This window comes from Microbacterium sp. G2-16M, assembly GCF_055809115.1.
The window spans coordinates 2,791,875-2,805,766 of record NZ_CM147897.1 but is presented as its reverse complement, the minus strand read 5'-3'; the positions used below and the strand labels follow the sequence as shown (position 1 = coordinate 2,805,766).

Sequence of the window (13,892 nt, the reverse complement as noted above, 5' to 3'; positions counted from 1 at the left end):
GCCCAGTTTACGCAAGAACTTGCGTGAATCGCGCAAGTGGCGTTCTCTGCGTCTGCGTCGGTCCCGCCGTCCGGGAATGACGGATGCCTCGGGCCGGTTGCACCCGGAGATGAGCACTGCAACCGCGCCCGCCCTGTCCGTCCTCGACCTGGTGCCGGTGCGCACCGGGCAGTCCAGTGCGGAGGCGGTCGCAGCATCCCTCGACCTGGTCGCCCGCGCGGACGCGCTCGGTCTGCGCCGCTACTGGTTCGCCGAGCACCACAACATGCCCGCGGTGGCCTCGACCACTCCGCCGGTGCTGGCGGCTGCGGCCGCCGCGCGCAGCGCGCGCATCAGGATCGGATCGGGCGGCGTGATGCTGCCGAACCACTCGCCGCTCGTGGTCGCCGAGCAGTTCGCCGCGCTCGAGGCGCTCGCCCCCGGCCGGATCGACCTGGGCATCGGCCGGGCGCCCGGCAGCGACCCGGTGATCACCCAGCTGCTGCGGATGTCGGGCACCACCAGCGACGTCGAGCGCTTCCCCGACCACGTGCGCGACATCGCCCGGCTCATCAGCCCCGAGGGCGCCTCGCTGAAATTCACCAGCGGGCAGCTGTACGACGTGCACGCCACGCCCGCCGCGACGGGCGCACCCGTGCTGTGGCTGCTCGGCTCGAGCGACTACTCCGCCCAGCTGGCGGCATCCGCCGGTCTCCCGTACGTGTTCGCGAACCATTTCTCCGGCGAGGGGCTGGAGCGCGCCCTGGGCCTGTACCGGAGCCAGTACCAGCCGAGCGAGGCTCACCCCGAGCCGCAGACGTTCCTGACCGTGAACGCCGTCGCGGCGCCCACGGCCGACGAGGCCGAGGCGCGCGCACTCCCCCAGCTGCGCAGCATGGCGCGGCTGCGCACGAACCAGCCGATGCAGCCGCTGGAGACCGTCGAAGAGGCGCAGGCCGGCGCGCTGGACGGCATGGCGCAGACCATCGTCGACGCGATGCGCGCCAAGTGGCTGGTCGGCACCGGCGACGAGGTCGGCGCGGCCCTGCGCGCGTTCGCCGACCGCTGGGGAGTGGATGAGGTGATGGTCTCGCCGATCGCCGGCTCCTACGCGGGCGAGCCGCTGGATGCGGCTCCGGGCCGGGTTCAGACCCTCGAGCTGCTCACGGCATCCCTCTCGAGCTGAGCTGCCGTCGGGTAGGACGGCTGCGCACCGGGTGCGGTGGCGGCCAGGGCGGCCGCCACGTTCGCTCGGCGCGCCGCATCCTCGAAGGCGCGGCCGGTGACCAGACCCGCGGCGAGAGCTCCGAGGAACGCGTCGCCGCACCCTGTCGTGTCCACCGCCTCGACGCGGTGGCCGGGAATGCGCGTGATCACGTCTGTCCGGGCGATCACCGCACCCGCGGCGCCGAGGGTCACGACGAGCGTGCCGACCCCCAGGCGGGAGCGTGCGGCGCGAACCTCGTCATCGGCGGTGCCGCCCACGAGGGCAGCCAGCTCGGCGGCGTTGACCACGAGGATGTCGGTCCATTGCAGCGTCTGCCGGTCGAACGCCGCGACGGGCGACGCGTTCATGATCACCGTCGCCGACGCGTCATGGGCCCGGCGCGCCGCCTCGGCCACGAGGGCCGCCGGGGGCTCGCAGCAGAGGGTGACGACGTCCGTCGGCGAGAGCACGAGGTCGTCGAGGTCGTCGGGTGAGAACAGGTCGTTCGCGCCGGTCGACAGGACGATCGTGTTCTCCGACGCGTCGTCCACGCAGATGAACGCCGACCCGGTGGGGGCATCCGTGCGGATGCGCACCTCGGCGGTATCGACGCCCGCATCGCCGAGGGCACGAAGAGCGAGCCGCCCGTGGTCGTCATCTCCCACGCACCCGACGAAGCGGGCGGGCGCGCCGAGCCGGGCTGCGGCCGCCGCCTGGTTCGCGCTCTTCCCGCCGGCGGCTTCCGACACGTCCCGAGCGTGCAGCGTCTCGCCGGCCGCGACCAGATGCGGCACCCGGAAGATGACGTCGACGTTCGCCGATCCGATGGCGACGACGCTTCCCACCGCTCAGGGCCCCTTTCGGCCGATCGCGTCCGTGAGCGTCGTTCCGGCGAGACGGGGCACGCTGATTCCGGCGAGCGGAGCGTCGAGGGTGATCTCGGCGGGGATCCACCCGCCGCCGAACAGCGCCGCGGCCGCGGCACCGGCGAGGGCGGCGAGCGTCGTGCCGTTGCGGCCGGTCGCCCCCGTGCCCAGGAGCAGCGCCGTCGCGTCGGAGGCGGCGCTGACATGCGCGAGCAGGACGGCGAGGGTCTCGGGCGCAGCGACCGGGTAGCTGTAGATCCAGTCGCAGACTTCGCGTCCGAGTGCGACCGCGAGTCCCAGCGGGTCGGCCGTGTCCTCCGCGGTCTCCAGCGCCGCGTCGGTCAGCCGTCGGGTCCAGCTCTCGGCCGGCAGCGCGGCTGCCGCGGCCCGTGCCGCATCCGGTCCGGATGCGCCGTGGCCGAGCGCATGGAACAGCACCACCGCGGCATCCGCCGCCCACACCCCGTCCAGGTCATGCGTGGCATGGGCGTCGACGGCGGCGAGCTCTCGGGCCGTCTGCTCGTCGTCGTGCAGCAGCGAAGCCCCGATCGCCCGCACCATCGCCAGATCGTCGAAATAGTGCGGATTGTCATGGCCGGACTGGGGCGGACGCAGCCCCCGGCGCATGTTGCCGAGCGCGATCGCCGTACCCGGGCGCCGGCGCGCTCCCTCCTCGCCGGACAGCGCGATCCATCCGGCCGTGATCGCGCCGGAGTCCGCCGTCGCGATCAGCGGCGCGCTGAAGGCGAACCACTCGGCGTTCTCGCCCGGGCCCTGCAGCAGCTGTGGGGGCGAGGAGTGCGCGTACGGGCGCGTGGGCGTGACCTGCGTGTGCTCTCGATCGAACGCGTGGAGCACCTCCATGCGCGCATGCCGCTTGGGCGGAAGAGCGTGGATGCGGAACTCGAGGTTCGCCGGATGCAGGCTCTCGCCGGCGACGAGTCCGCGGACGATGTCGGTGTTCATCGGTTCTGCTCCCAGAGGTCGATCAGGGCATCGGCGGCGTCGAGCGGGTGGATGCCAGCCGTCGATCGGATGCACGATCCCTCGACCGGGCGAAGTGCCTCGACCCAGTCGGCGGGGATCGCTCCGACGCCCGAGATCGCGCCGGCGATGCATCCCGCCATCGCGGCGATGGTGTCGGCGTCGCGGCCGAGGTTCACGGCGAACAGGACGCTCGCACGGAAGTCGCCGTCACCGGCCAGCACCGCGGCCATGGCCAGCCCCACCGCCTCCGGGGCCAGATCAGCCCAGTAGTAGTCGTCGACGGCGAGGCGCCCGTGCAGTGCGATCGCCAGCCGCCCCGGGTCGGACTCGGCGTCGACCAGGGCGCGGCCGGCCACGAGGTTGCGCGCCGTCCACGAGTCCGCCGGTATGGCCGTCAAGGCCGCCGCATACGCGTCCCGAGCGGTGGCCCCGCTCATCGCCGCCGACACGGCGACCGCGACCGCGACCCCCGCGTGGATCCCCTCGCCGCTGTGGCTGACCTCGCCGTCAGCGATCGTCAGCCGGGTGGCGAGATCCGTGTCTCCGCCGGACACGATGCCCAGCGGCGCCACCCGCATCGCGAGACCGTCGCTCCACGCGTGGATGTGGTCGCCGGACTGCGGCGGGCGGATCCCGCGGCGCAGATTGTCGATCGCCGCCATCTCGCTGAAACCGCCGCCGGCGAAGTTGTCGAGTTGGGGAAGGACGTCTTCGATCCAGGTCTGTGCGAAGTCGTCGGCTGTCGCCGCGACGCCGACGCGGTGGATGGTGCGGGCCGTCAGGAGCGCGTACTCGGTGTCGTCGCTGCCGGCCGGCGGCCACTGCAGGTAACCCTCGACCCGGCCGTAACGGTCCTGGATCTCCTGCGCGGACAGACCCTCCACGGGGCGGCCGATGGCATCGCCGATCGCCAGCCCGGCCATCGACCCCCGCGCGCGATCGCGGGCGGAAATGGTGCTCACTGCTCCTCCTTGCCGACGCCGAGCGCCGTCGTCCGACGTGCGACTTCCGAGATGGCGACGCCGTCCAGGCCGGGAAGGCTGGTGGCGATCCGATCGTGCAGCGGCGCCGTCCAGGACGCGGGGAGAGCCCGCGCGCCGGCGATGGCACCGCAGACCCCGCCGACGGTGGCCCCGACCGAGTCGGTGTCCCAGCCGGCCATGACGGCCAGGGGCGCAGCCCGCTCCAGTCTGCCCCCGCCGCGCGTCAGCGCCCACGCGATGGTCGCGGCGTTGTTCACGACGTGCACCCAGTGCACCCCCGCGTACCGTTCGGCGAGGGCGGCGAGGTCGTCGTCCAGCGTTCCACCGCTGTGGCCGAGCCGACGCCCGAACGCGACGGCATCGGCCAGATCGCTGGAGGAGGGGACGACGGCGGATGCCGCATCCAGCACCGTCTCGACGTCATCGCCGACCACGGCCGCCGCCGCGAGCCCCGCCGCCCAAAGTTCGCCGTACAGACCGTTGCCGGTATGGCTCAGCCGCGCATCCTCGAAGGCCATCCGCGCGGCTTCACGCGGGTCCCCCGGCGAGATCCAGCCGAAGACGTCGCCGCGGATCAGGGCCCCGATCCACTCCCGGAACGGATTGCGCACCCGTGCGCACCTCTCGGGATCGATGCCCTCCAGCAGATGCCGGTACGCCGCCCGCTCCGCGGTGAAGACCCGCCCCGCGGGAAGCTCCGCGAGCCACGCATCGGCCACGTCGTCGACCGTGAATCGGCGCCCGATGCGCTCGACGAGGGCGAGATTGAGCAGGGGATAGTTGAGGTCGTCGTCCTCCGGCATGCCGTCGATGTTCTCGACGAGGGATGTCGGAGCGCTGCGACGATTCCACGGCCAGCGGGCGAGCGAGTCGGGGGCGACGCCCTCGGCGGTGAAGTAGAAGTCGAGCGGCCATCGGCCGGCGGATGTGAGCAGTTCGCGGATCCCCTCGGGCGGGATCTTCTCGACCGGCTTTCCGAGGAGACATCCCGCGGCACGTCCGAGCCATGCTCCGTGGATGCGGTCCTCGATGTCGCCGGACGCTGCTGCAAGCCGTGGGACATCGGGGGCCGCCGAGATGATCTGGTCGAATCCCTCAGGCCGTCGCGGATCGGCCGGCATCGGCAGTGCGTCGAGCTCGTCCAGCAGGCGGACGGCGACGGCACGGCTCTCGTCGCTTGCGCGCTGCGCGGAGGCGCCGTTGCGCGGGACCTCCAAGACCCCGCCGACGGCGGTCCACGCCTCGGCGACCGCGGCAACATCCCGTCCTTCGTCCCGGGACGCGACGATCTCCTGCGCGACGAGATCTTCCGGCTGCGACCAGCTGAGCCTCATGAAGCCGCCCCGGCGAGCGCACCCAGCCGCTCAAGGCGCTGCCGGATGCGGTCTGTGTCGTCGCGGAGGATCTGCTCTGCCGCGTCGGCGAGCAGACCGGCGTAGTGGTCGAAGTCGATGCGACTGCCCTCGGTGACCCCACGGACCCATTCCGCCGGGATCGCGTCGGCCCCGCCGAGCGCGGCGGCGATCGCGCCGGCCATGGTGGCGATGGAGTCGCTGTCTCGCCCATAGTTGACGGCGCCGAGCACGGATGCGCGGAAGTCTCCGCGGTGCGCCACCAGGAATCCGAGGGCGACCGGCAGCTCCTCGATCGACTTCGTGCGGGAGGGACGCCGGGCGTCGGCGTCGGGTTCTCGATAGTCCGGCCCGACGGTGTCGAACGGGATCACCGCCTCGCGCAAGGCTGCCGCCAGCTCACGAGGTGCCGCGGCGGCGTTCCGGCGTGCCGCCTCGACCACCGCCTCGATCGCCGCGCGGGTGCCGTCGTGCGACACTGCGAGGGCGGCGGCCACGGCCGCCTCGGCATCGGCACCGGGGGTGAGCGCCGCTGAGATCGCGGCAGCGAACGCTCCGGCTGCCTCGCGACCGTAGCTCGACTGGTGTGCGCCGGCGAGGTCGATCGCTTCGGCGTACGCGGCCGCGGGGTCGCCGGCGTTCACGACGCCGACCGGGGCCATATACATCGTCGCACCGCAGTTGACGGTGTTGCCCACCCCCGCCTCCCGGGGATCGACGTGCCCGTACCGCAGACGCAGCACGAGCCACTTCTCAGCGAGGAAGATGCGCTGCAGCAGCACGGTCTCCCGCTCCAGTTCGGGGATCCAGCGCACCTGCTCGGTCAGAAGAGGCACCAGATCCTCTGCGATGTCGAACGCATCGAGATGGCGACGGCGCTTCGCGTACACCTGGACGAGCGCCTGCGTCATCAGGGTGTCGTCGGTGACGTGCCCGTCGCCCTTGTGGTATGGGCTGATCGGTTTGCGGGTCTGCCAGTCGGCGAAGAACGGCGGAACGATGCCCTCCACCCTCCCGCCATACCGCTGCTCGATGGCTTCCGGGGTGAAGCCCTCGGTGGCACCGCCCAGGGCGTCGCCCACGGCGGCTCCCGTCAGGACGGCGGCGGTCCGCTCACGCAACCAGTTCACTGCTCTCTCACTCTCGATCGTGCGGTCCGGGGATGCGGCCGGCGTCGTCTCCGCCGCCGGCCGCACGCGTCACTGGTTGGTGCTCGCCCAGCCGTCTTCCAGTTCCTTGGTGAGCTGATCGGTGTCGATCTGGCCCGCAAGGAACTTCTGATAGGCGGGGTTGGCCACCGTGCTCTTCCAGCTCTCGTACTTCGTGAACGTGTTCCACTGCGGGTTCACGAGGTTCTTTCCGGACGCGAGCACCTGTGCCCAGCCGGTCTTCCCCTCGGTGAGCTTCGCCGCGGCGGCCTGGGCCGAGGTCGTCGCCGGGATCTCCCCGTCGGCGATGTTGATCTTCGCCAGGTTCTCGGCCGACTGGTAGAACTCGACGAAGGCCGCGGCAGCGGGGATGTTCTTCGAGGACTTGGAGATCGACAGCGTGATCGGCGCGGACATCTGCTGCGATCCCTCGCTGCCCTCCAGCGCCGGAAGCACGATCCAGTGGAAGCCCTTCGGAGCCTGCGACTCGATGTTGGCGATCTGATAGGAGCCGGCGACGGTCATCGCCGCCTTCCCGCCGTAGAAGGTGGGCAGCGTCTCAGACGTCGACTGGGTGACACTCGTCTTGTCGACATAGCCCGCGTCGATCATCGACTTGACGCGCGTCGGGACCTGCAGCTCGGCTTCGCCGATGGATGCCTTCGCCCGGCTCTCGTCCGCGCTGGTGAAGAACTTCGCGCCGAAGCCGAGCCCGAAGCTGGCGAACACCGAGGTCGGACTGCCGAGCCCCCATGCGAGGCCCTTGACCCCACCGGTGGTCGTCGTCTTCGCGATGTCCTCGAACTGGTCCCAGCTCATCGTGTCGCCGCTGGGAATGGTCACGCCTGCCTTCTCGAGCAGGTCCTTGTTCGCGAACACCACATAGCTCTGCTGTTCGGTGGGCACCGCCAGCAGCTTGCCGTCCTGCTGCAGCCCTTCGCGCACGCTGTCGGGGATGTCCGAGACCATCTTGGCCGGCAGCAGCGAGCCGAGATCGGTCAGGTAGTCGGCGAAGCGCAGGGTGCTGCCGGGCGAGTCGTTCTGGACGACGTCCGCAGCGACGCCGCCCGCGTACTGCACCTGGAGCTTCTGCTGCAGGCTGTCGGCGGGAGCCACCTGCAGCGTCACCTTGACGTCGGGGTACTTCTTCTCGAAGTCCGCCACGATCTGCTTTGTCGCCTCGATCGCCGCCGGCTGGTTGTTGAAGTATTCGTACGTGATCGCCCCGGTGGGCTGCCCGGAGGCGTTGGTGGACGGCGTGTTCGAGCCGCCTCCGCCGGAACAGCCGGCGAGCGCGGCGATGCTGACGACGGCGACGGCGCCGGCCAGGATGGGACGCATTCTCATGATCTCGATTCCCTTCTGATGTGTGATTGCGGTGATGTGGAAGCGGGAACGCTCAGCCTTTGACCGCCCCGGCGAGCATGCCGCCGGTGAGTCGCTTCTGGAGGATGGCGAAGAAGACGATGCTGGGGATGCTGGCAAGCAGCGCACCGGCGGCGAGGGGCCCGATGAGGCTGATGCCTTGACCGTTGACGAACGTGCTCAGCGCAACCGAGAGGGTGTACTTGTCGCTGCTCTGCAGCAGCACGAGCGCGAAGAAGAACTCGTTGTAGGCCGAGACGAACGTGAAGATCGCGGTGGCGATGAGTCCTGGCCGCAGCAGCGGCAGCACGACGCTGGCCAGCACGCGCAGCCGGCCGGCTCCATCGATCGCGGCGGCCTCCTCGATGTCGATCGGGATCCCCGCCACATAGCCCTGCAGCATCCACAGCGCAAAGGGAAGCGAGTACACGACGTACACGATCCCGAGGCCGCCCAGTGAGTCGAAGAGCCCCATCGAGCGCAGAATGAAGAACATCGGGATGATGATGATCGGGACGGGGATGATCTGGCTGACCAGGATCCAGCCAACGCCGGCCGCGCGGATCCTTCCCCGGTAGCGCGCCATGACGTAGGCGCCGGGTACGGCGACCAGGACCACCACGATGGTCGTCGCCAGCGACACCACGATGCTGTTCACCGCCGCCTGCACGAGTCCCTGGGACTGGAGCGCCTGCACGAAGTTGTCGAACGTCGGCTCGGTGGGGATCAGGTGGACCGCGAGCGAGTTGAGCTCGCGGTCGCTCTTGAACGACGTCGAGATCAGCCAGACGAACGGGAAGCCGAGGAACACGATGAACAGCGCCAGCACGATGTACTGGAAGAAGCGGGCGAGGGGCGGAGTGCGATTCATCTGCTCACCCCCAGACGACGCAGTCGCGTGAGCTGGGACAGCAGCAGGATCACGACGAGCACCAGCAGGATGACGAACGTCATCGCGGCCGCGACGCCGGTGTTCCCGTTGTGGAAGGCCTCGTCGTAGACGAACAGCATGGGAAGCAGCGTCCGCCCGCCCGGGCCCCCGCCGGTGAGCACATAGACGATGCCGAACGAGTTGAAGTTCCAGATGGCGCTGAGCGTCGCGATCGAGACGATGACCGGTCGCAGCCCGGGGAGGGTCACGTGCACGAAGCGCGCCCACGCCCCCGCTCCGTCGACGGTCGCCGCTTCCATCAGCTCACTCGGGATCTGCTGCAGCCCGGCCAGCATCGTGATCGTGTTCTGCGGGATGCCGGTCCAGACGCCCACGAGGATGACCGCCGGCAGTGCGAGCGTGAAGTCGCCGAGCCAGTTGATGCTGTCCGGCCCGCCGAGTGCGGCGATGAGCCAGTTCAGCGGCCCGTTCGTGGGCGAGTAGATCATCTTCCACATGATCGCCACCACCACCGGCGGCATCGCCCAGGGGATGATCGCCAGGACCCGCGCGAACCCGCCGAACCGCATGTCGGTGTTCAGCAGGAGGGCGAGGCACAGCCCCAGCACGACCTGGAGGACCGTGACACTGATCGTCCAGATGGCGCCGATCCCGAACGAGTTCCAGAAGGCCTCATCGCGGAAGACCTTCCCGAAGTTGTCGAGCCCGACGAACTGCGGTGTCTCGGTGCTCGCCAGCTGGGAGTCGGTGAAGGCATAGCCGAGGCCGATGAGGATCGGCAGCACGCTGAGCGCGACGACGGGGATCAGCGAAGGGAGGACGAGGGCGGCAGCCTCGTTCCGCCGAGTCGCCGACAGCTTCCGCTGGCGCGGCGGGCGGGGCCCCGCGGGAGCGAGCGCGGTCACGATGCCAGGACTTCCGCGGTGCTGATCGTCGTCGACCGACGCACGACGAGGCGGGGCTCGACGCTGACGAGATGAGGGGCGCGATGCGGCTCTTCGAAGCGCTGCAGCAGGAGCTGAGCGGCGAGCCGACCCCGCTGCGCCGCCTCGAGCGAGACGCTCGTCAGGCTGGGGTTGTACACGGCCGCGATCTCGGTGTCATCGACTCCGGTGAACATGACGTCGTCGGGGATGCGCAGTCCGGCATCGGTCGCGGCGTTCATCGCGCCGATGGCCATGAGATCGTTCGCCGCGATCACGGCATCGGGACGGTCGACGGCTCGTCGGCGCTGCCAGCCCGCGAACAGGTGGGCGGCGGTCTTTCGGGCGGCGGAGACGGTGAAGTCGTCGGCGAGAACCTGCCGGCAGCGGTCGGGGTCCAGCCCGCCGGTGCGGATGGCACGGTAGAAGCCGCGCTCGCGCGAGGATCCGGGGTTGGTGTCCAACGGTCCATTGAGGAACACGAGGTTGCGCCGTCCCAGCGCGGCGACGTGTGCCACTGCGGTGCCGATGCCCTTCGCGGAGTCGACGTGGACGACGTCGACCGGGGCGTCCTCGCCCAGGGAGCCGATCACGACCACCGGGATCGGCGAGTTGGTGATCGCCCGCCGCAGCCGGTCGTTCACCCGAATCGGGGAGATGATGATGCCGTCCGCCGCCGTCGCCGCGTGGCGGACGAGTTCGACGGCCTGATCGCTGCTGCCGGTCGAGGTCACACTGACCGACGGACCGCCGTGGCCGACTTCGGCCTCGATGGCGCGCAGCATCGCGACGTAGTTCGGGTTGCCGATGTCGTCGACGGCGAACGTGATCCGCCGGGGAGCGCCGGTCCGCAGTGCGCGTGCCGTCGCATCCGGGAAGTAGCCGAGCTCCCGCGCCGCAGCCCGCACCTTCGCGATGGTCCGGGGGCTGGCGACACCGCCCGACAGCGCGCGTGATGCCGACGCGATCGACACGCCCGCCGCTGCCGCGACCTGATGAAGCGTCGGTCTCGCCATCGTCATCTCCTCATCGAGCGGGGCAGTGGAAACGATTACAGTTTGGAGCCGCGGCTCCGGTCAGGTGCGCACACGATAGCGACCCGGAAACGCGTCGTCAACCGGCAGCGCGATCGAGCAAGGTACGGGCCCTCCCGAGCATCGCCGCGTCGATCATCTGCCCGTCGGGCAGACGACGGACCCCGCCCCCGCCACCCATTGCGGCGACGACATCCCTGGCCCAGGCGAGGTCGGCGTCGGACGGGCGGAACACCGCGGCGATCGGAGCGATCTGCGACGGATGGACCGCCATCCGTCCGACAAGGCCCTGTGCGGCCCCCCGGCGAGTGTCGGCGACGAGCCCATCGAGATCGGCGATCGCGGGGTAGGCGGAGAGCATCGGCGGCACGAGTCCGGCGGCGCGCGCGGCGTAGACGGCCGTGAGGCGGGCATGGTCGATGACCGGTTGACCACCGCCGAGTTCGCTGCGCAGATCGCTCTCGCCGAGGGCGATCTCGGTCACGGCGGGGTGGGTCGCGATCGCGACCGCCGACAGCACCGCACCGGCCGACTCGAGCAGTGCCGCGATGGGGCGCCCGGGAGCGATCTCCGCCGCCGTCTGCACCGTGGCGACGTCCTCCACCTTGGGCAGGCGCAGCCCGACCGACGGAGGCAGCGCGCTGACGGCTCGCAGATCGTCGATGTCGCCGGCGTTCACCCTGATCTGGATCGTCACGCCGTCCGCCGGATCGTGGTCCGCGGCCCAGGCGCAGGCGGCGACCCGCGCTGCGGCCTTCGCGCCGGCGGCGACGGCGTCCTCCAGATCGATGACGACGAGGTCGGCACCGCTGGCCACCGCCTTCGTGAATCGGTCGGGTCGATCGCCCGGGACGTACAGGCCCGCCATGCGCCGCACCGTCATATCGTTCCCGCCTCCCTGAACGCCGCCAGCTGCGCGTCGGTGTAGCCGAGCCCGCCCAGAACGGCGTCGGTGTCCTGTCCGTGCCCGCGCCCTGTCCATCGGATGTCGCCGGGCGTGCGCGACATCCGGAACAGGACGTTCTGCATGGCGATCGGGCCGAGATCCTCGTCCTCGACGCGCACGACCGTCCCGAGTGCCCGATACTGCGGATCGTCCATGACACCGCGCACGTCGTAGACGGGTGAGATCGCGGCGTTCGCGGCTTCGAACGCGGAGACGACCTCTTCGGCGTCGCGTCCCCCGATCCATTCCTGCACGGCGGTGTCGAGCTCGTCGGCGTGCAAGGCACGGTCATGACCGGTCGCGAACCAGCGCTGTTCGACGACGTCGGCCCGGCCGACCAGCCGCATCACTCGCTCGGCGATCGACTGCGAACTGGTCGAGACTGCGAGCCAGACGCCGTCCTTCGAGCGGTACACGTTGCGCGGCGCGTTGTTGACCGAACGGTTGCCGACGCGCGGCTGCACGACGCCCAGCTGGTCCCATGCCGTGATCTGCCCGCCGAGCATCATCAGGATCGGCTCGATGATCGCCATGTCGATCACCTGGCCGCGTCCGTCTCGCTCGGCCCCGCGTATGCCGACCATGATCGCGTAGGCCGTCGCGAGGGCGGCGATCCCGTCGGCGAGTCCGAAGGGAGGGAGCGTCGGAGGCCCGTCAGGGTCGCCGGTGAGCGCGGCGAATCCGCTCATCGCCTCGGCGAGGCTGCCAAACCCCGGCCGCGAGGAATAGGGACCGAACTGCCCGAACGCCGTGACGCGGGCCAGCACGAGTCTCGGGTTCGCCTCGAACAGGCGCTCAGGACTCAGCCCCCATCGTTCGAGCGTTCCGGGCCGGAAGTTCTCGATCATCACGTCGGCGTCGGCGACCAGACGCAGCAGGATCTCGGCGCCCTCTGCCTGGGACAGGTTGATCGTCACATCGCGCTTGTTGCGCCCGAGCGTCTTCCACCACAGACTCGCGCCCTGCTTCTGGGGCCCGTGTCCGCGAGCCGCGTCGGGCCGATCGGGATGCTCCACCTTGATGACGTCTGCCCCGAAATCACCCAGGAATGTGGCGGCCAAGGGCCCGGCGAACAGGGTCGACACGTCGAGGACCCGCACGCCGGCCAGCGCCGCTGGAGTGGAATCCGTTGCAGTGTTCTGCTGATCTGGCGCGTTCACCGGCTCATGATAGCCAGCGCGACAGTTCGTCCACGGCGGGTGTCCGGGCGGCGCCGCAGCTGAGGAGCCGCTCACTCGTCCGGTTCGCCGGCGATCAGGCCGCGCAGCCAGTCGCGCGCCTCGACGAACACCTCGTCGGCGTAGCGGTCCGGGTAGTGCACGATCGCGCGGTCCGCACGCGGGTAGGACCCGAGGAACACGACCTGCGGACTGAAGCGACGCAGCCCGAGCAGCGCGTCGGCCATCCGCTCGTCGAACACATGGCCGTCGGCATCCACCACGAATCGGTAGCGGCCCAGTTCGTCGCCGATCGGACGCGACGCCAGCAGCGACAGATTGATGCCCCGCGTCGCGAACTGCTCGAGCATGTCCAGCAGGGCGCCGGGGTGGTCGTCGGGCAGCTCGACGATGAGCGAGGTCTTGTCCGCCCCGGTCGGCGGCGGGGGCGTGACCGTGCGCGAGACCAGCACGAAGCGGGTGACCGCCCGCGGGTTGTCGCCGATGTTCTCGGCCAGCAGCGCGAGCTCGTGATGATCGATGATCCCGGGCGGCGCGATCGCGGCATCCGCGTTCGAGGTGCCGTCCAGCATCTCCAGCGCCGCCGCGACGTTGCTGGATGCCGGCAGGTGGGCATGCGCCGGGAGGTTGTCGGTGAGCCAGTGCAGACACTGCCCGTACGCGACCGGATGCGCCGCGATCAGGGACACGTCCTCCAGCGCGGTGCCTGGACGGGCCACCAGCACGAACTGGACCGGCACCAGGTACTCGCCGACGATCCGCAGCCCGGGGATCGTCGCCAGCGCATCCTGCGTCGTGCTCACCCCGCCGTCGACCGAGTTCTCGATCGCGATCATCGCGGCATCCGACCGTCCCTCCACGACATCGGCGAGCGCCTCGGGGACGTTGCGCACGGTCCGCCAGATCTGCCCGCGCGCCTCCGGGACCTGCGCCAGCGCGGCCTCGGTGAAGGTGCCGGCCGGCCCGAGATAGCTGTAGACGCGGCGGGCGGGGGATGCGGCGGACTCGGTCACCCGCTCAGCCTAGAGGGAT

Annotated in this window: 13 protein-coding genes; 1 reads left to right on the top strand and 12 read right to left on the bottom strand. The window is 70.5% G+C overall.

Annotated elements, in window-relative coordinates; genetic code table 11:
- Positions 1 to 109: 109 nt before the first annotated feature.
- Entirely contained in the window at positions 110 to 1,165 is a 1,056-nt protein-coding gene (locus AC0L6F_RS13230; protein ID WP_473538247.1) for an LLM class flavin-dependent oxidoreductase, read from the top strand.
- Here the strand turns inward: AC0L6F_RS13230 and AC0L6F_RS13225 are convergent.
- The 12 genes from AC0L6F_RS13225 to pheA all read right to left on the bottom strand — a co-directional run bounded on the left by AC0L6F_RS13225 (position 1,126) and on the right by pheA (position 13,873).
- The gene (locus tag AC0L6F_RS13225) at positions 1,126 to 2,031 is read right to left on the bottom strand and encodes a ribokinase (RefSeq protein WP_473538246.1); all 906 of its coding nucleotides are present in this window, start codon (positions 2,029 to 2,031) and stop codon (positions 1,126 to 1,128) included. The genes AC0L6F_RS13230 and AC0L6F_RS13225 overlap by 40 nt on opposite strands.
- Before the next feature lie 3 nt (positions 2,032 to 2,034).
- Positions 2,035 to 3,018 carry an ADP-ribosylglycohydrolase family protein gene (locus AC0L6F_RS13220; RefSeq protein WP_473538245.1) on the bottom strand — a complete coding sequence of 328 codons (984 nt, stop codon included), beginning with the start codon at positions 3,016 to 3,018 and terminating at the stop codon, positions 2,035 to 2,037.
- Positions 3,015 to 4,001 (bottom strand): ADP-ribosylglycohydrolase family protein, encoded by a 987-nt coding sequence (locus tag AC0L6F_RS13215; protein WP_259611156.1) that lies wholly within the window; start codon positions 3,999 to 4,001, stop codon positions 3,015 to 3,017. The genes AC0L6F_RS13220 and AC0L6F_RS13215 overlap by 4 nt, the downstream gene beginning before the upstream one ends.
- Positions 3,998 to 5,356 (bottom strand): ADP-ribosylglycohydrolase family protein, encoded by a 1,359-nt coding sequence (locus AC0L6F_RS13210; RefSeq protein ID WP_473538244.1) that lies wholly within the window; start codon positions 5,354 to 5,356, stop codon positions 3,998 to 4,000. Before AC0L6F_RS13210 ends, AC0L6F_RS13215 begins: the two co-directional genes overlap by 4 nt.
- Positions 5,353 to 6,504 (bottom strand): ADP-ribosylglycohydrolase family protein, encoded by a 1,152-nt coding sequence (locus tag AC0L6F_RS13205; RefSeq protein WP_473538243.1) that lies wholly within the window; start codon positions 6,502 to 6,504, stop codon positions 5,353 to 5,355. Before AC0L6F_RS13205 ends, AC0L6F_RS13210 begins: the two co-directional genes overlap by 4 nt.
- 69 nt (positions 6,505 to 6,573) lie before the next feature.
- Positions 6,574 to 7,869, bottom strand: coding sequence for an ABC transporter substrate-binding protein (locus tag AC0L6F_RS13200; RefSeq protein ID WP_473538242.1), 1,296 nt, complete (start codon positions 7,867 to 7,869; stop codon positions 6,574 to 6,576).
- A gap of 52 nt (positions 7,870 to 7,921) precedes the next feature.
- A complete protein-coding gene (locus AC0L6F_RS13195) occupies positions 7,922 to 8,758 on the bottom strand; it encodes a carbohydrate ABC transporter permease (RefSeq protein WP_473538241.1) in 837 nt (278 codons plus the stop codon).
- Positions 8,755 to 9,684 (bottom strand): carbohydrate ABC transporter permease, encoded by a 930-nt coding sequence (locus tag AC0L6F_RS13190; RefSeq protein ID WP_473538240.1) that lies wholly within the window; start codon positions 9,682 to 9,684, stop codon positions 8,755 to 8,757. Before AC0L6F_RS13190 ends, AC0L6F_RS13195 begins: the two co-directional genes overlap by 4 nt.
- The gene (locus AC0L6F_RS13185) at positions 9,681 to 10,718 is read right to left on the bottom strand and encodes a LacI family DNA-binding transcriptional regulator (protein WP_473538239.1); all 1,038 of its coding nucleotides are present in this window, start codon (positions 10,716 to 10,718) and stop codon (positions 9,681 to 9,683) included. Before AC0L6F_RS13185 ends, AC0L6F_RS13190 begins: the two co-directional genes overlap by 4 nt.
- A 97-nt stretch (positions 10,719 to 10,815) precedes the next feature.
- Positions 10,816 to 11,619 carry an HpcH/HpaI aldolase/citrate lyase family protein gene (locus AC0L6F_RS13180; RefSeq protein ID WP_473538238.1) on the bottom strand — a complete coding sequence of 268 codons (804 nt, stop codon included), beginning with the start codon at positions 11,617 to 11,619 and terminating at the stop codon, positions 10,816 to 10,818.
- Positions 11,616 to 12,842 (bottom strand): CaiB/BaiF CoA transferase family protein, encoded by a 1,227-nt coding sequence (locus tag AC0L6F_RS13175; protein ID WP_473538237.1) that lies wholly within the window; start codon positions 12,840 to 12,842, stop codon positions 11,616 to 11,618. The genes AC0L6F_RS13180 and AC0L6F_RS13175 overlap by 4 nt, the downstream gene beginning before the upstream one ends.
- Positions 12,843 to 12,913: 71 nt before the next feature.
- Positions 12,914 to 13,873 (bottom strand): prephenate dehydratase, encoded by a 960-nt coding sequence (gene pheA / locus AC0L6F_RS13170; RefSeq protein ID WP_274637023.1) that lies wholly within the window; start codon positions 13,871 to 13,873, stop codon positions 12,914 to 12,916.
- Positions 13,874 to 13,892 lie beyond the last annotated feature (19 nt).

Coding starts and splice junctions, on each gene's coding strand:
- AC0L6F_RS13230 (WP_473538247.1), top strand. CDS start 110: ATGAGCACTGCAACCGCGCCCGCCCTGTCCGTCCTCGACCTGGTGCCG.
- AC0L6F_RS13210 (WP_473538244.1), bottom strand. CDS start 5,356: ATGAGGCTCAGCTGGTCGCAGCCGGAAGATCTCGTCGCGCAGGAGATC.
- AC0L6F_RS13180 (WP_473538238.1), bottom strand. CDS start 11,619: ATGACGGTGCGGCGCATGGCGGGCCTGTACGTCCCGGGCGATCGACCC.
- AC0L6F_RS13185 (WP_473538239.1), bottom strand. CDS start 10,718: ATGGCGAGACCGACGCTTCATCAGGTCGCGGCAGCGGCGGGCGTGTCG.
- AC0L6F_RS13195 (WP_473538241.1), bottom strand. CDS start 8,758: ATGAATCGCACTCCGCCCCTCGCCCGCTTCTTCCAGTACATCGTGCTG.
- AC0L6F_RS13220 (WP_473538245.1), bottom strand. CDS start 3,018: ATGAACACCGACATCGTCCGCGGACTCGTCGCCGGCGAGAGCCTGCAT.
- AC0L6F_RS13200 (WP_473538242.1), bottom strand. CDS start 7,869: ATGAGAATGCGTCCCATCCTGGCCGGCGCCGTCGCCGTCGTCAGCATC.